General features: G+C 59.3%; 21 protein-coding genes. 17 read left to right on the top strand and 4 right to left on the bottom strand.

Annotated elements, in window-relative coordinates; all coding sequences use genetic code 11:
* Nucleotides 1–60: 60 nt before the first annotated feature.
* The 10 genes from glpD (at nt 61) to E5180_RS06945 (ending at nt 11499) form a co-directional block, all read left to right on the top strand.
* Nucleotides 61–1674, top strand: a complete 1614-nt coding sequence (glpD, locus tag E5180_RS06990) for a glycerol-3-phosphate dehydrogenase (protein ID WP_138923744.1) — start codon at nt 61–63, stop codon at nt 1672–1674.
* 13 nt (nt 1675–1687) lie between these two features.
* A complete protein-coding gene (locus E5180_RS06985; RefSeq protein ID WP_138923743.1) occupies nt 1688–2776 on the top strand; it encodes an ABC transporter ATP-binding protein in 1089 nt (362 codons plus the stop codon).
* Between the two features lie 15 nt (nt 2777–2791).
* Nucleotides 2792–3871, top strand: a complete 1080-nt coding sequence (locus E5180_RS06980) for an ABC transporter ATP-binding protein (protein WP_138923742.1) — start codon at nt 2792–2794, stop codon at nt 3869–3871.
* A 49-nt stretch (nt 3872–3920) separates the two neighbouring features.
* Nucleotides 3921–4796 (top strand): carbohydrate ABC transporter permease, encoded by an 876-nt coding sequence (locus E5180_RS06975; protein ID WP_138923741.1) that lies wholly within the window; start codon nt 3921–3923, stop codon nt 4794–4796.
* Nucleotides 4796–5635, top strand: a complete 840-nt coding sequence (locus E5180_RS06970; protein ID WP_138923740.1) for a carbohydrate ABC transporter permease — start codon at nt 4796–4798, stop codon at nt 5633–5635. Before E5180_RS06975 ends, E5180_RS06970 begins: the two co-directional genes overlap by 1 nt.
* A gap of 25 nt (nt 5636–5660) precedes the next feature.
* Complete coding sequence (locus E5180_RS06965) at nt 5661–5933, top strand: DUF2160 domain-containing protein (protein WP_138923739.1); 273 nt, start codon at nt 5661–5663, stop codon at nt 5931–5933.
* Nucleotides 5934–6004: 71 nt separating this feature from the next.
* A complete protein-coding gene (locus E5180_RS06960) occupies nt 6005–7726 on the top strand; it encodes an ABC transporter substrate-binding protein (RefSeq protein WP_138923738.1) in 1722 nt (573 codons plus the stop codon).
* A 153-nt stretch (nt 7727–7879) separates the two neighbouring features.
* Nucleotides 7880–9367, top strand: coding sequence for a glycerol kinase GlpK (gene glpK, locus E5180_RS06955; RefSeq protein ID WP_138923737.1), 1488 nt, complete (start codon nt 7880–7882; stop codon nt 9365–9367).
* Nucleotides 9368–9377: 10 nt separating this feature from the next.
* Nucleotides 9378–10361, top strand: coding sequence for a class 1 fructose-bisphosphatase (locus E5180_RS06950; protein WP_138923736.1), 984 nt, complete (start codon nt 9378–9380; stop codon nt 10359–10361).
* Between the two features lie 4 nt (nt 10362–10365).
* Entirely contained in the window at nt 10366–11499 is a 1134-nt protein-coding gene (locus tag E5180_RS06945; protein WP_138925146.1) for an iron-containing alcohol dehydrogenase, read from the top strand.
* A 143-nt stretch (nt 11500–11642) separates the two neighbouring features.
* Here E5180_RS06945 and dusA read toward each other — a convergent pair whose 3' ends face one another.
* Nucleotides 11643–12656, bottom strand: a complete 1014-nt coding sequence (gene dusA / locus E5180_RS06940) for a tRNA dihydrouridine(20/20a) synthase DusA (protein WP_138923735.1) — start codon at nt 12654–12656, stop codon at nt 11643–11645.
* Nucleotides 12657–12958: 302 nt separating this feature from the next.
* On the opposite strand from dusA, the gene E5180_RS06935 reads away from it, so the two are divergent.
* Nucleotides 12959–13162: a hypothetical protein gene (locus tag E5180_RS06935; RefSeq protein WP_237271876.1), complete on the top strand. Its 204-nt coding sequence runs from the start codon at nt 12959–12961 to the stop codon at nt 13160–13162.
* A gap of 17 nt (nt 13163–13179) precedes the next feature.
* Here the strand turns inward: E5180_RS06935 and E5180_RS06930 are convergent, their stop codons facing one another.
* From E5180_RS06930 to ccmI, 3 genes are read right to left on the bottom strand one after another with little or no spacing between them, the layout of a single operon-like run.
* Nucleotides 13180–13422 carry a DUF1289 domain-containing protein gene (locus E5180_RS06930; RefSeq protein ID WP_138923733.1) on the bottom strand — a complete coding sequence of 81 codons (243 nt, stop codon included), beginning with the start codon at nt 13420–13422 and terminating at the stop codon, nt 13180–13182.
* Between the two features lie 40 nt (nt 13423–13462).
* A complete protein-coding gene (gene ruvX / locus E5180_RS06925) occupies nt 13463–13948 on the bottom strand; it encodes a Holliday junction resolvase RuvX (RefSeq protein ID WP_138923732.1) in 486 nt (161 codons plus the stop codon).
* Nucleotides 13945–15171 (bottom strand): c-type cytochrome biogenesis protein CcmI, encoded by a 1227-nt coding sequence (gene ccmI / locus E5180_RS06920; protein ID WP_138923731.1) that lies wholly within the window; start codon nt 15169–15171, stop codon nt 13945–13947. Before ccmI ends, ruvX begins: the two co-directional genes overlap by 4 nt.
* A gap of 235 nt (nt 15172–15406) precedes the next feature.
* Here ccmI and E5180_RS06915 point away from each other — a divergent pair, with 235 nt between their 5' ends.
* The 6 genes from E5180_RS06915 to E5180_RS06890 all read left to right on the top strand — a co-directional run bounded on the left by E5180_RS06915 (nt 15407) and on the right by E5180_RS06890 (nt 21892).
* Nucleotides 15407–16651: a sarcosine oxidase subunit beta family protein gene (locus E5180_RS06915; protein WP_138923730.1), complete on the top strand. Its 1245-nt coding sequence runs from the start codon at nt 15407–15409 to the stop codon at nt 16649–16651.
* A 97-nt stretch (nt 16652–16748) separates the two neighbouring features.
* Nucleotides 16749–17003: a hypothetical protein gene (locus E5180_RS06910; protein ID WP_138923729.1), complete on the top strand. Its 255-nt coding sequence runs from the start codon at nt 16749–16751 to the stop codon at nt 17001–17003.
* 93 nt (nt 17004–17096) lie between these two features.
* Entirely contained in the window at nt 17097–17426 is a 330-nt protein-coding gene (locus E5180_RS06905; RefSeq protein ID WP_138923728.1) for a sarcosine oxidase subunit delta, read from the top strand.
* A gap of 79 nt (nt 17427–17505) precedes the next feature.
* Complete coding sequence (locus E5180_RS06900) at nt 17506–20523, top strand: sarcosine oxidase subunit alpha family protein (RefSeq protein ID WP_138923727.1); 3018 nt, start codon at nt 17506–17508, stop codon at nt 20521–20523.
* Entirely contained in the window at nt 20516–21097 is a 582-nt protein-coding gene (locus E5180_RS06895; RefSeq protein WP_138923726.1) for a sarcosine oxidase subunit gamma, read from the top strand. The genes E5180_RS06900 and E5180_RS06895 overlap by 8 nt, the downstream gene beginning before the upstream one ends.
* 195 nt (nt 21098–21292) lie before the next feature.
* Complete coding sequence (locus E5180_RS06890; protein ID WP_138923725.1) at nt 21293–21892, top strand: superoxide dismutase; 600 nt, start codon at nt 21293–21295, stop codon at nt 21890–21892.
* Nucleotides 21893–22068 lie beyond the last annotated feature (176 nt).

Here is a 22068-nt window from a genome sequence, read left to right as displayed (position 1 = left end):
TTTGTCACGACGTCCCGCAAACCTGTCTGCGAGACGCGATAATGATGCGGGGAGGCTTCATTGAGCCAGCTTGATACAGAACACAGCGTCGATCTTTTCGTGATTGGCGGGGGCATCAATGGATGCGGCATTGCGCGCGATGCTGTGGGCCGTGGGTTTAGCGTTGAGCTGGCCGAGATGAACGATCTGGCTTCTGCGACATCCTCTGCTTCGACCAAGCTGTTTCACGGCGGGCTGCGCTATCTGGAATACTGGGAGGTCCGCCTTGTGCGTGAGGCGTTGATCGAACGCGAAACCCTGTTGAAAGCGATGCCGCATATCTCATGGCCGATGCGGTTCGTGCTGCCTTATCATAAAGATATGCGCTTCGAGGGCGACACGCCCACGTCCAAGCTGCTGAATGTCTTTATGCCGTGGATGAAGGGGCGTCGCCCTGCGTGGCTGATCCGCTTGGGTCTGTTCATGTATGACAATCTAGGCGGGCGGCAGATCCTCAAGGGGACGACCGCAGTTGATCTGACAAACACGCCCGAGGGCGCACCGCTGCACGACCAATTCGAAAAAGCCTATGAATATTCCGACTGCTGGATCGAAGACAGCCGTCTGGTGGTGTTGAATGCCCGTGATGCCCAAGCCCGCGGCGCACGGATCAATACCCGCACCAAGGTTGTCTCTGCCGAGCAGGTCGATGGCATGTGGCAGGTCACGCTGGAACCAAAGGACGGCGGCACGCAACGTGTTGTGCGGGCCAAGATGCTGGTGAATGCTGGCGGTCCGTGGGTCGAAAACGTGATCCGCAACACGGTGCGCATCAATTCGTCGGAAGGGGTGCGTCTGGTGCGGGGCAGTCACATCGTGACGCCCAAGCTTTATGACCACGACAAATGCTATTTCTTCCAAGGCGAAGATGGCCGCATTATCTTTACCATTCCCTACGAGACGGATTTCACCCTGATCGGGACCACGGATGCCGACCACGAGGATGTGTCCGAAAAGCCGGTCTGCACGCCTGAAGAGCAGGACTATCTTGTCCGGTTCGCGTCGAAGTATCTGAAAAAGCAGATCACCACGGATGACATCGTCTGGACCTATTCCGGCGTGCGCCCGCTTTATAACGATGGGGCGAGCTCTGCCACGGCGGCGACCCGGGATTATGTGCTTAAGGTCGACGACTCTGCTGGTGCGCCGATCCTGAACGTCTTTGGCGGCAAGATCACCACCTACCGTCGCTTGGCTGAAAGCGCGCTGGAAAAAATCCAGCCTTATTTCGCCAATGATGCAAAGCCATGGACGGCGGGTGTCGCCTTGCCCGGCGGCGATTTTCCGGTAGACGGCGTGGCGGCGTTGAAACAAGAGTTGCAGGACCGCTATGGCTTTCTAACGCCCCGATGGGCGGACCGTCTGGTCAAGGCATATGGCCGCGAGGCGTTCGATGTTTTAGGCGACGCGCAGAATGCAGCTGATCTGGGTCGCGACTTTGGCGCAACCCTGACCGAGCGTGAAGCCAAGTGGCTGATCGACAAGGAATTTGCCTGCACCGCAGATGACATCATCTGGCGCAGATCCAAGCTGGGCCTGCGGCTTGGCGGGGATGAATTGAACGAATTAGAGGCATGGATGGTGAAAAACACCGCCTTGCCCACAGGAAACACTACCGCCGCCACCGGCGCGTGAAGGGGAGAGGAACATGTCGCTAGTTTTGGAAGGCGTGTCCAAGGTCGTAAATGGCCAGACGCATATCCATCCGACAGATCTTGAGCTGCAGTCAGGCACGATGAATGTGCTGCTGGGGCCGACATCTGCGGGTAAGACATCCCTGATGCGGTTGATGGCGGGGCTGGATGTGCCCAACACCGGCAAAGTGATCTGGAACGGTCAGGATGTGACCGGCATGCGCGTGCAAGACCGCGGGGTTGCCATGGTGTATCAGCAGTTCATCAACTACCCATCGATGACCGTTTACAACAATATCGCCAGCCCGATGCGGTTGTTGGGCAAGTCCAAGAACGAGATCGACAGTGCCGTGCGCAAGGCTGCTGATCTGATGCAACTGACGCCCATGCTGGACCGCAAGCCGCTTGAGCTATCGGGCGGCCAGCAACAACGCTGTGCCTTGGCGCGGGCGTTGGTCAAGGACGCAGGGCTGGTGCTGCTGGACGAACCGCTGGCGAACCTCGACTATAAACTGCGCGAAGAGCTGCGTGCCGAGATCCCCAAGATCTTTGAAGAGGCAGGGTCGATCTTTGTCTATGCGACAACCGAACCCGAAGAGGCACTTTTGCTGGGCGGGAACACGGCAACCCTTTGGGAAGGGCGCATCACACAGTTTGGCTTGACCCCTGTGGTGTACCGCCAGCCCGTTGATGCCACCACGGCGCGTGTCTTCTCTGATCCGCCGATGAACTTTTTGAACATCACCAAAGCAGGCGACATCCTGACCTTTGGCGACGGCAAGAAAGTCGCGGTATTCGGCAGCTTCAAGACTGTGGGCGATGGCAGCTATGTCGCGGGCTTCCGGCCCAACCACCTAGAGCTGTCCAAGCAGTCCGCCGACGCGCTGGAATTTGCGGGCAAGCTGAACGTGACCGAGATCACGGGATCCGAGACGTTTATCCACCTTGATCACCACGGCGAAAACTGGGTCGGTCTGGTGCACGGGGTCAAAGACCTCAAGATCGGGGCACCGCTGAACGTCTATCTTGACCCGAAACATGTTTATATCTTTGCCGAAGACGGCACATCCGTGGCCCCCGCATCCTATGCGGCAGCGGCCTAAGGGAGGACCGGACCAATGGCAAAAATCACCCTTGATAACCTGGCGCATTCCTATTTGCCCAATCCCACCAGCGAAGATGATTTCGCGCTGAAAGAACTGAACCACGACTGGGTCGACGGCGAGGCCTATGCGCTTTTGGGCGCGTCGGGGTGCGGGAAATCCACGTTGCTGAACATCATCTCGGGCCTGCTGCACCCCAGTCAGGGGCGCATTCTGTTCAACGACCGTGATGTGACCAACGATCCCACGACCAAGCGCAACATCGCCCAGGTTTTCCAGTTTCCGGTGGTCTATGACACGATGACTGTGCGCGACAATCTGGCGTTCCCGCTGCGCAACCGTGGTGCGGATGCGGCCTATGTTGCCGAACGCGTGCAGCAGATCGCGGGCATGATCGGCATGGAAGACATGCTCAACCGCAAGGCGCGCGGGCTGACGGCGGATGCCAAACAGAAAATCTCGCTCGGGCGGGGGATGGTGCGCGAAGACGTGAACGCGCTGCTGTTTGACGAACCGCTGACCGTGATCGACCCCCATATGAAGTGGGAACTGCGCACACAGCTGAAATCACTGCACCATGAATTTGGTCACACGATGATTTACGTGACCCACGACCAGACAGAGGCGCTGACCTTTGCTGACAAAGTTGTCGTCATGTATGATGGCCGCGTGGTCCAGATGGGCACCCCGCAAGAGCTGTTCGAGACACCGCAGCATACCTTCGTGGGCTATTTCATCGGCTCGCCCGGTATGAACGTGTTGGACGCGACCGTGACCGGCGACAAGGCCGTTATCGGCGGCCACGAGATCGCCTTGGGTCACGGCTTTGCGCCGCTGGACGGTAAGGTCGAACTGGGCGTGCGTCCTGAATTCACCCGCCTTGCCACGGGCGAGGCGGGTCTACCTGTCACAGTCAAACGGATCGAGGACGTAGGCCGCCACAAGATCGTGCGCGCTGACTTTAACGGCACTGAAATCAACGTAATCGCCGAAGAAGGTGCCGAGATTACGCCGGATATGAACCGCATTATTTTCGACCCTGCCGGGGTGAATGTCTATGCCAACAGCTGGCGCGTTGCGCCGCAGGGGGCATGATGACCGTATCCGCCGCTTTCCCGCTGACCCTCGCTGAAAGGACCGCGTCATGAACAAGACCGTCAATCAAAAGGCCTGGTTCCTTGTGCTGCCCGTGTTGCTGCTGGTGGCTTTCTCTGCGGTGATCCCGCTGATGACCGTGGTGAACTATTCCGTGCAGGATGCTTTCGCCGGAGATTTCTACCCGCTTGACGACAAACTCGAGTGGTTCAAACAAATGCTGGCGAGCGAACGGATGTGGAACGCCTTGGGCCGTCAGATTTCATTTTCGGTGATCATTCTGGCCATCGAAATCCCGCTGGGAATCTTCGTGGCGCTGAATATGCCGAAAAAAGGGTTCTGGGCGTCGCTGTGTCTGGTTCTGATGTCGCTGCCGCTGCTGATCCCGTGGAATGTGGTTGGCACGATCTGGCAGATTTTTGGTCGCGTCGATATCGGCCTGCTGGGTTATACCCTGTCTGCCTTGGGGATCGACTATAACTACACCCAAGACTTCTATGCCGCTTGGATCACTGTGATCGTGATGGATGTCTGGCACTGGACGTCGCTGGTGGCGCTGCTGGCCTATGCCGGTCTGCAATCCATCCCCGATGCGTATTACCAAGCTGCCAAGATTGATCAGGCGAGCCGCTGGAAAGTCTTCCGCTACATTGAGCTGCCCAAGATGATGGGCGTATTGATGATCGCAATCCTGCTGCGCTTTATGGACAGCTTTATGATCTATACCGAACCGTTCGTCGTGACGGGCGGGGGGCCTGGTAACTCTACCACCTTCCTGTCGATCGATCTGGTTAAAATGGCCCTCGGGCAGTTTGACCTTGGTCCTGCGGCGGCGTTCTCGATCATGTATTATCTGGTGATCCTGCTGATCTCCTATGTGTTTTACACCGTGATGACGAACCTTGATAAAAGGGATGGCCACTGATGTCTGATCTTGCACAAAAACGCGCGCGTTCCCTGCCCAAGATCAAGGGTAATGCGATTGTCATGGCGTTGTATCTGCTGTTCTTGCTGCTGCCGATCTACTGGCTGCTGAACATGAGCCTCAAGACCAACACCGAGATCCTCAACAGCTTTACCCTGTGGCCAGCCGATCTGACGTTCGACAACTATATGACGATCCTGACGGACGCGTCATGGTACACGGGCTATCTGAATTCGATGGCCTATGTGGTGATGAACATGGTGATCTCGCTCGCGGTGGCGCTGCCGGCGGCCTATGCCTTCAGCCGCTATTCCTTCATGGGCGACAAGCACCTGTTCTTCTGGTTGCTGACTAACCGGATGGCCCCACCTGCGGTTTTCGCGCTGCCGTTCTTCCAGCTTTATAGCTCGGTCGGGCTATTTGACACGCATATCGCGGTGGCACTGGCGCATTGTCTGTTCAACGTGCCGCTGGCGGTGTGGATCCTAGAAGGGTTCATGCGCGGCGTCCCGAAGGAGATCGACGAGACGGCCTATATCGACGGCTACAGCTTCCCGCGCTTTTTCATCCGCATCTTCACGCCGCTGGTGGCGTCGGGGATCGGGGTCACGGCCTTCTTCCTGTTCATGTTCAGCTGGGTTGAGCTGCTGCTGAGCCGGACGTTGACCAGCGTGGATGCCAAGCCGATTGCCGCCACCATGACCCGCACCGTCGGGGCCGCCGGCATCGACTGGGGTGTGCTGGCCGCGGCAGGCGTGCTGACCATCTTGCCAGGCGCATTGGTGATCTATTTCGTGCGCAACTACATCGCCAAAGGCTTTGCCTTGGGCCGCGTTTAATAAAAGAAAGACCGGAGGACACATTATGGACTGGATGGCTTGGACTTGGCCCACCGCCGCTTTCTTTGGGATCATCGCGGTGACGTTGATCACCTTTACGATCCTTGCAATCAAATTCCCCGAAGTGCCGCGCACCGGTATACTGGGGATGGAAACGACGCGCGGTGACCGTTTGTTCATCACGCTTCTGGGCTCGGCCTTTATCAATCTGGCTTGGCTCGGGCTGCTCAGTGCACCCCAATGGGGGGCATTGGTTGTCTGCCTTTTCTATGCCATCGCGGTTTTCCGCTGGGTATAAAAGAGGAATATAAGGGGGGCCGGTCTGCAAGAATCGGACCTCTCAAATGTTCAATTCTAGGGAGGAACATCATGAACTTGCGCTTAAAGGGAACGACTGCGATCGGACTTGCTGCTTGCATGTTTGCCGCACCTGCGTTCGCCGACATGGAGGCCGCAAAGGCTTTCCTTGATAAGGAAATCGGCGATCTGTCCGCGCTGTCGCGGGAAGACCAAGAAGCCGAACTGCAGTTCTTTGTCGACGCTGCAAAACCGTTTGAAGGCATGGCGATCAACGTTGTGTCCGAAACAATCGGCACGCACACATATGAATCCACAGTTCTGGCCCCCGCATTCGAAGCGATCACCGGCATCAAGGTCACCCATGACCTGATCGGCGAAGGTGACGTTGTCGAAAAGCTGCAAACACAGATGCAGTCGGGCGAGAACATTTATGACGCCTATATCAACGACTCCGACCTGATCGGGACGCACTGGCGTTATCAACAAGCCCGCAATCTGTCCGACTGGATGGAAGGCGAAGGCAAGGCCGTGACCAACCCCGGTCTCGACCTCGAAGACTTCATCGGGCTGTCGTTCACAACCGGCCCCGATGGCAAGATCTACCAGCTGCCCGATCAACAGTTCGCGAATTTGTACTGGTTCCGCTACGATTGGTTCAACGACGAACAGAACAAGGCCGACTTCAAAGAGAAGTTTGGGTATGATCTGGGCGTTCCGGTCAACTGGTCCGCATACGAAGACATCGCCGAATTCTTCACCGGTCGCGACCTGTCGCGTCTTGGCGTTGAAGGCGACGTCTTTGGCAACATGGACTACGGCAAAAAAGACCCGTCGCTTGGCTGGCGCTACACTGATGCGTGGCTGTCGATGGCTGGTGCCGGGGACGTAGGCGAACCAAACGGTCTGCCCGTCGATGAATGGGGTATCCGCGTCAACGAAAACTCGCAGCCTGTGGGTTCTTGCGTTGCGCGTGGTGGTGCCACAAACGGTCCAGCAGCGGTCTATGCTGTGACCAAAGCGATCGAATGGCTGCAAAAGTATTCGCCTCCGGCGGCTGCAGGCATGACCTTCTCTGAAGCGGGCCCAATTCCGGCGCAGGGCAACGTCGCCCAGCAGATGTTCTGGTACACCGCCTTTACCGCAGCATCGGTAGAGCCTGATCTGCCCGTGATGAACGAAGATGGCACGCCGAAATGGCGCATGGCACCTTCGCCCCACGGTGCATATTGGACCGAAGGCACCAAGATCGGGTATCAGGATGCCGGATCGTGGACGCTGATGAAATCCACTCCGGTGGACCGTGCACAGGCCGCTTGGCTCTATGCGCAGTTCGTCACCTCCAAGACAGTGGACGTAAAGAAAAGCCACGTTGGCCTGACCTTCATTCGTGAATCGTCGATCCAGCACGAAAGCTTTACAGAGCGTGCACCGAAACTGGGTGGTCTGGTTGAATTCTACCGTTCGCCAGCGCGCGTTCAGTGGTCCCCAACGGGTACCAACGTGCCTGACTATCCGAAGCTGGCGCAGCTGTGGTGGCAGAACATCGGCGACGCAATGTCCGGTGCGAAGACACCTCAGGAAGCGCTGGATGCACTGTGCGCCGATCAGGAAAAAGTCCTGATCCGTCTGGAGCGCGCAGGCGTTCAAGGGGAATTTGGCCCCAAGATGAACGAAGAGCGTGACCCGGAGTACTGGCTGTCGCAGCCCGGTTCGCCCAAAGCGAAACTCGAAAGCGAAGACGAAGAGCCACAGACCATCGCTTATGATGAGCTGATCAAATCCTGGCAGTAAGCCAATCTTTCCGGGGCCGGTTCGCTGGCCCCGGAACCTTTAATTTTCTGAAAACACCTACATCCGTCATTGCCCTGACATTTGGTCGGGCCTGCCGACCCTTGCTAGGATGCGGCCATAGTTGACGGTTGCTAAACTTCCAAAGGGACGCGCATGACGTATATCCTTGCCATTGACCAAGGCACCACCTCCACACGGGCCATCGTTTACGATGACACGATGACGTCCATTGCCAGCGCCCAAGAAGAATTCCCCCAGCATTTCCCCCAGTCCGGCTGGGTTGAACATGATCCCGACGATCTGTGGCGTACCACGCAGGCGACCTGCCGCGAGGCCATCGACAAGGCGGGGATCAAGGCAGGCGATATCGCGGCCATCGGCATCACCAACCAGCGCGAAACGGTCGTTGTCTGGGACAAGAAAACCGGACGCCCGATTTATAACGCCATCGTCTGGCAGGACCGCCGCACGGCCAGCCAGTGCCGCACCCTGCGCGATGCGGGCCACGAGGAAATGTTCACCGACCGCACCGGTTTGCTGCTGGACCCGTATTTCTCGGGCACCAAGCTGGCGTGGATATTGGACAACGTCGAAGGTGCACGCGACCGTGCGGCCAAGGGCGAGCTGCTGTTTGGCACCGTCGATTGCTTTTTGATCTGGAAGCTCACCGGTGGGGCCTCTCACGCGACGGACGCCACCAACGCCGCGCGGACTATGCTGTATGACATCCGCAAAGGCCGGTGGAGCCGTTCGATCTGCAAATTGCTCGACATCCCGATGGAGATGTTGCCAGAGGTCAAGAATTGCGCCGACGATTTTGGCAGCACCGATCCCGATATTCTGGGGGCTGCCGTACCGATCCACGGGGTTGCTGGCGACCAGCAGGCCGCGACCGTGGGGCAGGCGTGTTTCGAGCCGGGGATGCTGAAATCGACCTATGGCACGGGCTGTTTCGCACTGATGAACACGGGCGACACGCCGGTGCGGTCAGAAAACCGGCTGCTGACGACCATTGCCTATCAGTTCGATGGCAAGCCGACCTACGCGCTCGAAGGGTCAATCTTTGTCGCAGGTGCCGTGGTGCAATGGCTCCGCGACGGGTTGCAGATCATTCAGGATTCGGCCGAGACCCAAGGCCTGGCCGAGCAGGCGGACCCGCATCAGAACGTGGTGCTGGTGCCGGCCTTTGTCGGACTTGGCGCGCCGTATTGGAACCCCGATTGTCGCGGCGCTGTCTTTGGTCTGACCCGCGGTACGGGGCCTGCCGAAATGGCCAAGGCAGCGCTGGAAAGCGTCGGTTACCAGACACGCGACTTGCTGGAAGCGATGGCCGCCGACTGGAAAGCCGATGGCGTGCAGCCTACTTTGCGGGTGGATGGCGGCATGTCTGCCAGCGACTGGACTATGCAATTCCTGTCCGACATCATCAACGCTCCCGTCGACCGGCCCACGGTGCATGAAACCACGGCACTTGGGGTGGCGTGGCTTGCGGGGATGCACGCGGGTGTTTATCCTGATCAGGAACGGTTCGCGAAATCGTGGACGCAGGAAACCCAATTCAAGCCGAAAATGGACGATGACCAGCGCGACGCGAAATATGCGCTCTGGAAAAAGGCCGTTGACGCGACCCTGAATTTTTAAGGAACTCTTCATGACAGCCCCCACGCTTCGCCGGTATCTGACGCAAAACAACTTTGACCCCGATCTGGTCTTTCTGCTTGAAGACATCGCATCTGCGTCGCGTTTGATCGCAGGTCTGGTACGCCGTGGCGCGTTCGAGGGCAACCTTGGTGCCGCCGGAGAGATCAACGTGCAGGGCGAGGCGCAAAAGACGCTCGATATTATGGCCAACGATGTGTTCGAGCGTGAGTGTGCCAACAGCCCGCGTCTGGCCGCGCTTGTGTCCGAAGAGGTCGAAGAGGTCACCTGGCTGAAAGAGCCGCAAAAGGGCGACTACCTGCTGTATTTCGATCCGCTGGACGGGTCGTCCAACCTTGATGTGAACCTGTCTGTGGGGTCGATCTTTTCGGTGATGCAGGTGCAGGCCGATGGCGACCGCAATGTGCTGCACAACGGGCGCAACCAGATTTGCGCGGGCTATGCGATCTATGGCCCCTCGACCATGTTTGTCCTCACCAAGGGCGACGAAGTGGCGGGCTTTAGCAGCGATCCTGATACGGGCGAATTCAGCCTGACGCATCCCCAGATGACCGTGCCGGCAGAGACCTCGGAATACGCGATCAACACGTCTCGCGCACGTTATTGGTACGCGCCTGTCAGCCGCTATGTGGACGAGGCCGTCGCCGGGAAGGAAGGCCCTCGTGGCCGGTCGTTCAACATGCGCTGGACCGCGTCGATGGTTGCAGACGTGCACCGCATCCTGACGCGTGGGGGCGTGTTCCTGTATCCCGCGGACAGCAACAATCAAAAGACCGGCGGCAAGCTGCGTCTGATGTACGAGGCGAACCCGATGGCGATGGTGATCGAGGCCGCGGGCGGTGCTGCCTCTACAGGCCAAGGCGCGATCATGGATGTCGCCCCCACGGCACCGCACCAGCGCGTGCCGGTGATCCTTGGTTCGCGCGACGAGGTTGCCGTGCTCGACGCCTATCACGCAGATGCCACAGACAGCTAAAGCGATGTTTTCGTTCTACTCTCCGCAAGCGCTGCATTTCGGGCGTGGACAAGCTGCGCAGACCGCAGCGCTGGCGGCTGGCTTTGGCGCGCGGGTGCTGATCGTGCACGGGGCGAATACTGCCCGCGCTGCGTGGCTGATCGAAGATTGCCACGCGGCTGGGTTGTCTGTTGTCAGAGAAAGCTGTGGGGCAGAGCCAAGTTTACCTGCGCTGGAGGCCGCACTTGGCCGTATAGGCACAAATCAGCCCGATGTGGTCATCGCCCTTGGCGGTGGCTCCGTTATCGACTTTGCCAAGGCGCTTGCGGCGCTAATCCCCTGCGCGGGCAAGCCGCTGGACTACCTTGAAGGGGTAGGGGGCGGCAAACCGGTGGAGACGGCACCTTTGCCGATGATTGCCCTGCCGACCACGGCGGGCACGGGGGCTGAGGTCACCAAGAATGCGGTGATCGCTGTGCCGGAACATGCGGTCAAGGTCAGCCTGCGCGACGCGCGGATGATCCCTGACATCGCGATCGTGGATGCGGCCCTGATGCAGGGCGCACCACGCCGTGTGACCCTCGCGGCTGGGTTGGATGCGGTGACGCAGGTGATTGAACCTTACCTGTCAGTCAAAGCGACGCCGATGACGGATGCGCTGTGTCAGGCGGCCATCCCCAAAGGGCTGGCTGCGCTGCGCGCGATCGTAGAGCAGGACGCAGCAGATGCGTGGGACGACATGGCGTGGGTCAGCACCTGCGGTGGTTTGGCCCTCGCGAATGCAGGTCTGGGGGCCGTGCACGGTTTTGCCGGTGTCATCGGTGGCCAGACCGGTGCCCCGCACGGAGAGATTTGCGGTGCCTTACTGCCTGCTGTCCTTGCGTCTCACGTTGAAAAGGCAAAGGCGGGCACGCAGGTGCACACACGGTTGATGTGGGTCTTGGGCCTGATCGATACCGCATTCGAGGTGGAGACAGGGGCAGGGCTGTCTGCCTTGCGCAACTGGTCCCGCGACATGGGGTTGCGCGATCTGGCTCAGATGGGACTGGACCCCGAGGAACACGCGCAGGTGGCCAAGCTTTCGGCCGGGGCGTCATCCATGAAAGGCACGCCTTTCGCCCTGACCGAAACCGAGCTTATCGCGATCCTGCGGGCCTGACGTGGCGTGCGGGGGGCATCAAACCCCTATGAATTCAAGCAGCTTGGCGACCGCAGCGATAACCCCGTTCGTCATACCAATCTGATGAAAGGGGGCGGCACCTTGAGAAACGGCGGCCCTTGTGTCGTAGGGGGTCGCTGTTGCTATAGCGCCTCTTGGGCTTCGGCCAATGTCTGCATGGCGTCCAGTGCTTCGAGCAAGACCTGACGGTCGGCACCGGGTCGAGAGGCTTGCTCGGACAGTGTCCTTCGCCAGACCCGCGCGCCGGTGCGCCCCGCGAAGAGGCCCATCATATGCCGCGTGATCTGGTTCAGCCTGCCGCCCTGATCAAGATGCGCGTCGATATAGGGCAGCATTTGCGCCACTACATCTTCGGGGGTGGTGTCTTGCGCCGTGCCGTAAATCCGGCGATCTGCTTGGGCCAAGATATCGGTTGGATTGTGATAGGCGCTGCGCCCGATCATCACACCGTCCAGCCCTGCGTCCAGAAACGCCTCTGCCTGATCAAGCGACGTGATGCCGCCGTTAACCGAGATATGCAGATTCGGGAACAGCCCCTTCATCCGGTGGACAATCTCGTAGTCCAACGGCGGGATGTCGCGGTTTTCCTTGGGGCTCAACCCTTGCAGCCACGCCTTGCGCGCGTGGATCGTCACCCGTTCGCAGCCCGCACCGACGATCTGAGCCAAAAATTCGGGCAGCACCTCTGCGGGGTTCTGGTCATCGACACCGATCCGACATTTGACCGTGACGTCCACATCAACCGCGCGGCGCATGGCCGCGACGGATTTGGCCACAAGGGCCGGCTGCTCCATCAACACCGCGCCAAAGAAGCCCGACTGCACCCGATCCGACGGGCAACCCACGTTCAGGTTGATCTCGTCATACCCCGCCTGCGCGCCGATCCGCGCCGCCTCTGCCAGCTCGTCCGGATCGGACCCGCCAAGCTGCAAGGCCACGGGATGCTCTGACACATCATGATCCAGCAAATGCACAGCACCGCCGCGCACCAAAGCTGGCGAGGTCACCATTTCCGTATAAAGCAACGTCTCTTGCGAAAACAGCCGGTGCATGTAGCGGCAATGACGGTCGGTCCAGTCCATCATGGGTGCAACGGATAGCCGTGAAGCGCGGGTGATATTGGATTTATATCCCATGAGGGTCTGAGCCTTGTCGTTTATCGAACTGGAAATATGGGGGTTCGGAAGGGTCAATGCTATAGCCGCGCGCCGGAGGCAAGGGCCAGCGGTTCACATACCGCGCGCCAGCGGTCTGCCTAAATCAGAGGCATCAGTTTGTGCCCTTGGGCGGTCAGCGCATTTATTACCCTGATTTTGCCTAAATCCTGCCATATCTTCACACTTATATCACACTGTCGGAGCCAAACTACCGACAGGCGACCGAGAATCGAATCTATCGGCGCACAAATTGAACGACACGAGAGATGGCAGAGATGAAAATGACAAATACAGTGCAAGATCAGCAGACCAATATCCTCACGTTCGTGCCCGCTGTTGCGACATGGAAATGTATCACCGTGGCCCAGCATTTCGGGTCGACACCGGTGGTACCGGCAGCGAATGAAAACTACGCGCCGCAAGATCACGAAGGCGCGCAAACCCGCAGTGAAATGCTTGATTTCCTGTACCGCGTCGCCCGCTGATCCAGTCGAGTGACAGTTTAATCGTTGGCACCGCGTTTTAGCCGTGCGGCCCGACCGCCACGCCGTTTTGCCAATGTTCCCGCCCGCGATGGAAGGTCGGCCATGACGCTACGGCGTTCGTGGGGCGACATTCGCGACCAGGCACCGATTTCGTCGATGGAACGAAAGCAACCTGTGCACAAACGGGTCTCGGGATGCACCACGCAGAGCTTTACGCAGGGGCTTTCTACTTCGTCCCGTTTCCAGATATCGTCGCTCATGCCTGTTTCCTTACGCTTTTTCGCGATTGACGCCCTGGCCCTATGCCGATGTCCCTTGCGCCTTGATGACACGTAAGCGATCCAGCGCCCCTTGCAAGATATAGCCCGCAGCCACGTGGTCGATCACCTCGGCGCGGCGTCGGCGCGACGTGTCAGCCTCGAGCAGGGCGCGTTCCGCCGCGACCGTGCTGAGCCGTTCATCCCAGAACCCGATGGGGATATCCCCCAACCGGTCAAAGTTGCGCGCAAAGGCCCGCGTGGACTGACAGCGCGCGCCTTCTGATCCGTCCATATTGCGGGGCAGTCCCAGCACCAGCCCGCCAATCCTGCGCGCGGCGATGATCTCTGACAGGCGGGCAGCGTCGACGCCAAACTTTTTCCGGCGCACGGTTTCCAGCGGCGTGGCGATAGACAGAAAGCTGTCCGTGACAGCAACGCCGATGGTTTTCTCGCCAAGGTCCAGGCCGATCAGCGCCTGCATCGGGGGCAGGGCGGCGGCGAATTCGGTGATGTCGTCATAGATCATTCAGTCACTCCGGCACGTTCGCCCGCGCGTTGAATATCATCCATTGCGGCAGGGTCATCGGCAAACACCTCTACTGCGTTTTCATAGATCGACCGGGCGCGTGCCGTTTCGCCAAGCACCCCTAACGACGAAATCAGTCGCGCCCAATCTTCGACGGGTCCGCCTTGGGTCGCCAGCCGCGACGACAGGGTTTCAACCATGCCGCCAATCATTTCCATACGCTCGGCGGGGGTCATGTCCTGCGCTGCGTCCACATCTTCTGCCGAAGGGCCCCGCAGGGCACCGCTGCCAATCTCGGGGACGGTATAGTCCACGCCGGCCATTGTGGCGATAGGACCGATCTGCGCGAGAATAGGCGCGATCCAGGGGGCGTCTTCGGGGCCGCGACGCAGCAACCCGTCCCACATGCGGAACGCCAGATCGGGGCGCCCCGTCTGCACCAACATCAGGCCCCAATAATAGCGTGCGGTGCCGTTCTCGACCTCACGCGAAAGCACAGCACGCAGCACGGCTTCGGCCTCGGGCGAGACATAGCCGCCTGCGGCCATCACCATCAGTTCGGCATAGCCCGACACTTCCTCAACCGAGGCCTCCGTGCCTTTCAGACGCACGACCTTGCCCTGTGCAGCCGCCGCGGCGGCGTAGTTGCCCACGCGCGCCTCGTTCTGGGCAAGCAGCACATTGCCTTGGATATCATCGGGTCGCGCGGCAACTGTTTCGCGCAGACGCGTCAGCAAGGCTTGATACTCCGGGCTTAGTTCAGGTGGCAGGTCGGCGGCAGGCAGTTCTGCTTCGGCGGTGGCTTGATCAGGACGGTTCAGGCGCATGTCTTCGGCACGTGCGATGCGGTCCTGCAACGCGAGATCGCCATACCCCGGTGCACCCAACTGCCAGTAAAGGGCCAAGCTGCCGCCCAGCAAAACAACCGAGATGACCGAGGTAACGACAGGCGAGGGTTTGCCCCCCGCGGCAACAACGATTTGGCCTGCGGCATCAGCGGCCAGAATGCGGCGCGAGATTTCGGTGCGCACACGGGCGGCGTCGGCTTCGGGCAAAACACCGCGGGCCACATCGCGTTCGACCTCGGCCAATTGGTCACGGTAGACCTGAACGTCATGCGCAGCACCCGTTTGGGCAGGCATGCGCGCCCCGCGGGTCAGGGCGCGTGCCAGCAATACGGTCACAAGGGCGGCCCCGGCGGCGGCAATGATCCAGAAACTCATAAAGATGCGGTCCAGTAATTATAGCTACTGCACACCTAACCGCTGCGGGGCTGTGACAAAAGGGGCCATATTGATGCACCTCGTCGCGGCCGGGGTATGGTTTTTGCCAGATTGCGGCGGATGTCGTAAAACTGTTATGGAGTGCCGCGACGGGTATCCTCTTTTTCGCCCGAGGACCCAGAAAGAAGCCAAGCCGAGTGCGGCTGCCCACGAATCCCTGCCGGAGACCGCTTTCATGAAGAAATACTCAGCTTTTGCCGTCGCCCGCGAAGCTCTGCGCCATCACACCGGTTGGCAGCGGGCTTGGCGCGATGCGCAGCCCAAGAAACGCTATGACGTGATCATTGTCGGGGCCGGCGGGCATGGTCTGGCGACGGCCTACTACTTGGGTAAAAACTTTGGCATCACCAATGTCGCGATCCTTGAAAAAGGCTGGTTGGGGGGGGGTAACACGGGCCGCAACACGACGATCATCCGCTCCAACTACCTGCAAGACCCCTCTGCTGCGATCTACGAAAAGTCGCGGTCGCTGTATGAAACCATGAGCCAGGACCTGAACTATAACGTCATGTTCAGCCCGCGCGGCGTGATCATGTTGGCGCAGACCCACCACGAGGTGCGCGGCTATCAACGTACCGCCCATGCCAACGCGCTTCAGGGGGTGCAAACCGATTTTATCGGGCCTGAAAAGGTCAAAGAACTGGTGCCGATCATCAACATCGACGGGCCGCGCTATCCGGTTCTGGGCGGGCTCTGGCAAAAGCGCGGCGGCACGGCGCGCCATGACGCTGTGGCGTGGGGCTATGCGCGGGCGTGCTCTGATATGGGCATGGACGTGATCCAGAAATGCGAAGTCACCGGTATCCGGCAGGAAAATGGCAAAGTCGCCGGCGTCTCTACCAACCGGGGCGACATTGATTGCGACAAGCTTGGTATGGTCGTCGCGGGGCACTCGGGGCATTTGGCGGATATGGCGGGCTTCCGTCTGCCAATCGAATCCGTCGCGCTTCAGGCGCTGGTGTCCGAACCGATCAAACCCTGCATGGATGTGGTGATCATGGCCAATACCGTGCACGGCTACATGAGCCAGTCTGATAAGGGCGAGATGGTGATTGGCGGCGGTACCGACGGGTACAACAACTACACCCAACGTGGGTCATTCCATCACATCGAAGAAACTGTGCGCGCCCTGGTGGAAACCTTCCCGATGGTATCGCGGCTCAAGATGCTGCGCCAGTGGGGCGGGATCGTGGATGTCACGGGGGACCGGTCTCCGATCCTGTCGAAAACGCCGGTGGAGGGCGTATTTGTGAACTGCGGCTGGGGCACCGGCGGGTTCAAGGCAATCCCAGGATCAGGCTGGGCCATGGCAGAACTGATGGCCAAGGGGCGGTCACCATTGACCGACGCATTTGGGCTCAACCGGTTCCAGGAAGGGCGCTTTATCGACGAATCCGTGGCGGCAGGGGTGGCCCATTGATCGGCCTGCGTATCTCGGTTCATTTCGGCAAAGTATGGAACTTTTTAGGGCGCAGCGGCGTTTACACTTCATATCAAGTTTATGAAGGACCATTCACATGGCAGACCCTGACCACAACCAAGCGCCACACAACACTCAAGCGCCCCACACCACCGTCAACAAGACCAGCGGCACAGGTTCCGGTATCATCATCGGTGTTCTCGTCGTTCTGGTCCTTGGCTTTGGCTTTTTCTTCTTTTCTGGCGGCACCACTGCGACCGACTCCAGTGATATCAACGTCAATGTCGAAGGGGCCACAGATGGCGCTGCCGATGCCGTTGAAGGCGCAGCAGAGGAAGCAACAGGCAACTAAGCCGCTTTCCACTCTATCTATGATGACCAAGGCTGGCCCCCGCGATGGGGCCGGCCTTTTTGCGTTTCACGCCAATCTCAAAGGGAGCGCCCCATGCTAATCCTGACTTGTCCCAACTGTGGCATCACCGCCGAGGAAACCGAATTTCACGCCGGCGGCGAGGCGCATCTGAAACGGTTCGGCCCGGGTTCCTCTGATACCGAATTCGAGCAATACCTGTTTATGCGTGACAACCCCAAGGGCGTGCATTTCGAACGCTGGCGCCATGTCTATGGGTGCGGCAAGTGGTTTCACGCCGCGCGCGATACCATGACGCTCGAGGTGTTCGGGACCTATACCGCCCAGACCAGCACCGTTCCGCAAGATACCATCAACAAGATTAAGGACCGTCGCCCCGACTGGCAGGCATCGACCGCCCCATGATCGCTGCGCTCCTTCATTTTGCCAAGAAAACTCCCGCCGGAGGCGCCAGCGCTTTCGCAATACACCAAGGTTTGACTTCATGAGCACCAGAATTGCCACAGGCGGCCGCCTGCTGAACAAATCAAATGCAGTCAGTTTTTCGTTCAACGGAAAGCAGCTGCGCGGTTTCGAGGGCGATACGCTGGCCTCGGCTTTGCTGGCGAATGACCAGATGCTGGTGGGGCGTTCGTTCAAGTACCACCGTCCGCGCGGCATTGTCGCGGCAGGACCGGAAGAGCCCAACGCGCTGGTCAATCTGGGGCAGGGCGACCGGTTCGAGCCTAACCAACGCGCCACCACCACCGAACTTTTCGACGGCCTGCAGTCCGAGAGCCAGAATCACTGGCCCAGCCTCGAATTCGATGTCGGCGCGATCAACAAACACCTCAGCCGGTTTTTGCCTGCGGGCTTTTACTACAAGATGTTCATCCACCCGCGTCCCTTTTGGAAACACGTCTACGAGCCCATCATTCGCCACTCTGCCGGTCTGGGCAAAGCGCCCAAGGATATGGACGGCGACACCTATGAACATTTTCACGCCTTTTGCGACGTGCTGGTCATCGGTGGCGGCGTTGCGGGTCTAGAGGCCGCGCGTACTGCGGCGTTGTCTGGTGCGAAAGTCATCGTGCTGGAACAAACCTCCCATTGGGGAGGACGTGCACCGGTGGATGGTGGAACAGTGGATGGCACGCCCGTTGGGGCTTTTGTTGATACTCTGGTAGAAGATCTCTCCGCGATGGAGAATGTCACCCTGCGCACCCGCGTCATGGGGGCAGGTGTGTATGACCACGGCTATGTGCTGGGGTATGAACGACTGACCGATCACGCGCCCAAGATGACAGGGCCGCGTCACCGGCTGTGGCGCATCCGTGCCGGTCATATCGTGACGGCAACAGGCGCGATCGAACGGCCTTTGTCCTTTGCGGGCAATGACATACCCGGCGTGATGCTGGCCGCGTCAGTGCGGGATTATCTGGTGAACTATGGTGTCTCGGCCGGGGATCGCACAGTTGTCGTCACCAATAACGATGATGCCTACCGCACGGCCATCGCCTTGGCAGAGGCAGGCCTGACCGTGCCCGCCATTCTGGATGCCCGCGTATTGCCACAGGACTCCGCGTTGATGGCACGGGCCAAAGATCTGGGCATTCGCGTGATGATGGGCCACGCCGTGGCGCGGGTCACAGGTGGCAAGCGTGTGACCGGCGTAGAAGTGTGCAGTCAGGCAGGCGAGGGGGCCGTTCTGGAAACCTTCCCCTGCGACGCAGTGGCCATGTCGGGCGGATGGTCGCCCGTGGTGCATCTGTGGTCCCATTGCGGCGGCAAACTGACGTGGGACACGGCCGGTGCGATGTTCCGCCCTGATGTGAACAATCCGCCGTTGGGGGCCGACGGGCACGGGTTTGTGACCGCTGCCGGTGCCGCGGGTGGCTTCTTTGCGCTGGATGACATCCTGCACGACGCCCACGCCGCAGCCGATGGCGTGGTCACCACGCTGGGGTTCAAATTGCCGGCAGATGCCGTATCCCCGAACGCCGATCGTCAAGAGGAAGCGCCGCTCGCCCCTGTCTGGATGATGCCTCAGGGTGCCAACGTCAAACTACGCGAAAAGACGTTTCTGGATTATCAGAACGACGTTAAAGTGTCAGACGTGCGGCTTGCCGCGCAAGAGGGCTTTGTCAGTGTCGAACACGCCAAACGCTATACCACGCTGGGAATGGCCACGGATCAGGGCAAACTGAGCAATATCAACGGGCTGGCAACGCTTGCCGGCGCGATGGATGCCGATATTCCGGCTGTGGGTACCACCACCTTTCGCCCGCCGTACCACCCGATCTCTATGGGGTCGATCGCGGGCGAGGCGCGCGGCGACGTGTTCCAGCCGATCCGCCGCACGCCGCTGCATGACTGGCACAAGGCGAATGGTGCCGACTGGGAACCTGTCGGCCACTGGCGACGCCCCTACGCCTATCCCCGCAATGGCGAAAGCACCCATGACGCGGTCATGCGCGAGGTCACCAACACGCGCAGCAAACTGGGGATGCTGGATGCCTCGACCCTTGGCAAGATCATCGTCAAAGGGCCGGACGCGGGCAAGTTCCTCGATATGCTTTACACCAATATGATGTCATCGCTGAAACCGGGCAAATGCCGCTATGGTCTCATGTGTTCGGAAAACGGCTTTCTGATCGACGATGGTGTTGTCGCGCGGATCGATGACGAAACCTTCCTCTGCCACACGACCACGGGCGGCGCGGAAAGCATTCACCAGCATATGGAAGAATGGCTGCAAACCGAATGGTGGGATTTCAACGTCTATACGGCCAATGTCACCGAACAATATGCGCAGATCGCCGTGGTCGGTCCCAATGCCCGCACATGTCTTGAAAAGCTCGGCGGCATGGATCTCAGCAAAGAAGCGCTGGCATTCATGGAATGGGCGGACGGCACGCTTGGCGGGTTCAAATGCCGCGTTTACCGGATCTCTTTCTCGGGCGAACTGAGCTACGAGATCGCAGTTGACGCAGGGCAGGGACAGGCGTTTTGGGATGCGCTGATGGTCGCAGGTAATGATCTTGGCGTGATGCCCTATGGTACCGAATGTCTGCACATCCTGCGCGCCGAGAAGGGCTTTATCATGATCGGGGACGAAACCGACGGCACTGTGATCCCGCAGGATCTGGGGCTGAACTGGGCGATCTCTAAAAAGAAAGAAGATTACCTTGGCAAACGTGCGCAGCAGCGGTCGCATATGGTCGATCCAACGCGGTGGAAGCTGGTCGGTCTGGAAACCACTGACGGCAGCACCTTGCCTGACGGCGCCTATGCCGTGGGCGAGGGCGACAACGAGAACGGCCAGCGCAATATGATCGGGCGCGTCACCTCGACCTATCATTCGCCGACCTTGGGCAAGGGGATCGCCATGGGGCTGGTGCTGAACGGGCCGGACCGGATGGGCGAGGTGCTCGACTTCCCCGGTACCGACGGCAAGACCTATCAGGCGAAAATCGTCGATCCGGTATTCTACGACAAAGAAGGGGCCAAGCAAAATGTCTGAGGCGGTAAGCGCATTGAAAGCGGCAGCATTCACCGGTGGCATCGCCGAAGTGTCCTTGATGGATCCCATTGGCATGATCTCTGTGCGTGGGGATTTGACGGCGGGCTATATGAAGAAGACGCTGAAAAAGGCCGTCGGACTGGGCGTGCCCGACACTCGTAGCGTCCAGATGAATGGTGACCGCGGTATCGCGTGGATGTCACCGGACGAGCTGCTGTTGATCTGCCCCTATGATCAGGTCAGCGATATGATCGACACGCTGACCAAGGGCCTTGGCAGCAATCACACGCTGGCGGTCAATGTATCCGATGCGCGCGCGGTCTTTCGCATCAGCGGGGCGGACAGCCGCGACGTGCTGGCCAAGCTCGCCCCCGTGGACCTGTCGCCGGCCGCCTTTACCCCCGGCATGATCCGCCGCACGCGGCTCGCGCAAGTACCTGCGGCGTTCTGGATCGAAGAGGGCGACAGCTTCCGTCTTGTCTGCTTCCGGTCGGTCGCACAGTACGTGTATGATCTGCTTAAAATCGCGGCGCAGCCCGGTTCGGCCCCTGCATTTTATAGCGCCAAGCCATAAGTCGCCGATCAAGGGTAGGGCGGTGCGCTGGCGGGAACATTCCTGCTGACCAGCCGTTTTACCATTAAGCGGGTAACGATAGAAGCGCCCTGTCAGTCATGCCGGTTTCCCTTTCGCGGGGCGATCAGCACTTGACCTTATGATGCGACGCGCTTCATGTGACCCAGACGCAATTCAATAACGGAGGCTTCTTTCATGGCTTTTACTCTTCCTGATCTTCCCTATGCCCACGATGCGCTTGCATCCAAAGGTATGTCCAAGGAAACGCTGGAATATCACCACGATAAGCACCACAACGCCTATGTGACCAACGGCAACAAAGCCATTGAAGGCACCGAGTGGGAAGGCAAAACCCTCGAGGAAATCATCAAGGGCACCTACAACCCTGATGCGGTCGCGCAAAGCGGCATCTTCAACAACATCAGCCAGCTGTGGAACCACAACCAGTTCTGGGAAATGATGTCCCCCGAAGACAGCAACATGCCGTCCGAGCTGGAAAAAGCGATCACCGAAAGCTTTGGGTCGGTCGAAAAGTTCAAGGACGAATTCAAGGCAGCCGGTGGCGGTCAGTTCGGTTCCGGTTGGGCGTGGCTGGTTAAGGACACCGACGGTGGCCTCAAGGTGACCAAGACCGAAAACGGCGTGAACCCCGTTTGCTTTGGTCAGACCGCACTGCTGGGTTGCGATGTTTGGGAACACTCCTACTACATCGATTTCCGCAATGCGCGCCCTGACTACCTGTCGAACTTCCTCGACAATCTGGTGAACTGGGACAACGTTGCATCGCGCATGTAATCGCAGTTTGATAGGTTAAGGCGCTACGCCAACTTATTGATATACCTATGTGAAAGGCCTCGCAGCATTCCGCTGCGGGGCCTTTTCTTATGGAACCAAGGGCCCGATCGCAGCGTTTTATCTTTGAACCCATAGGATGACGAGGGCGGCCACGGTGCCGAAATTATCACGGCAGA

The sequence above is a fragment of the Sulfitobacter sp. BSw21498 genome (genome assembly GCF_006064855.1).
In the GTDB taxonomy this organism is placed as follows: Bacteria; Pseudomonadota; Alphaproteobacteria; order Rhodobacterales; family Rhodobacteraceae; genus Sulfitobacter.
This window is presented reverse-complemented; position numbering and strand designations above follow the sequence as displayed.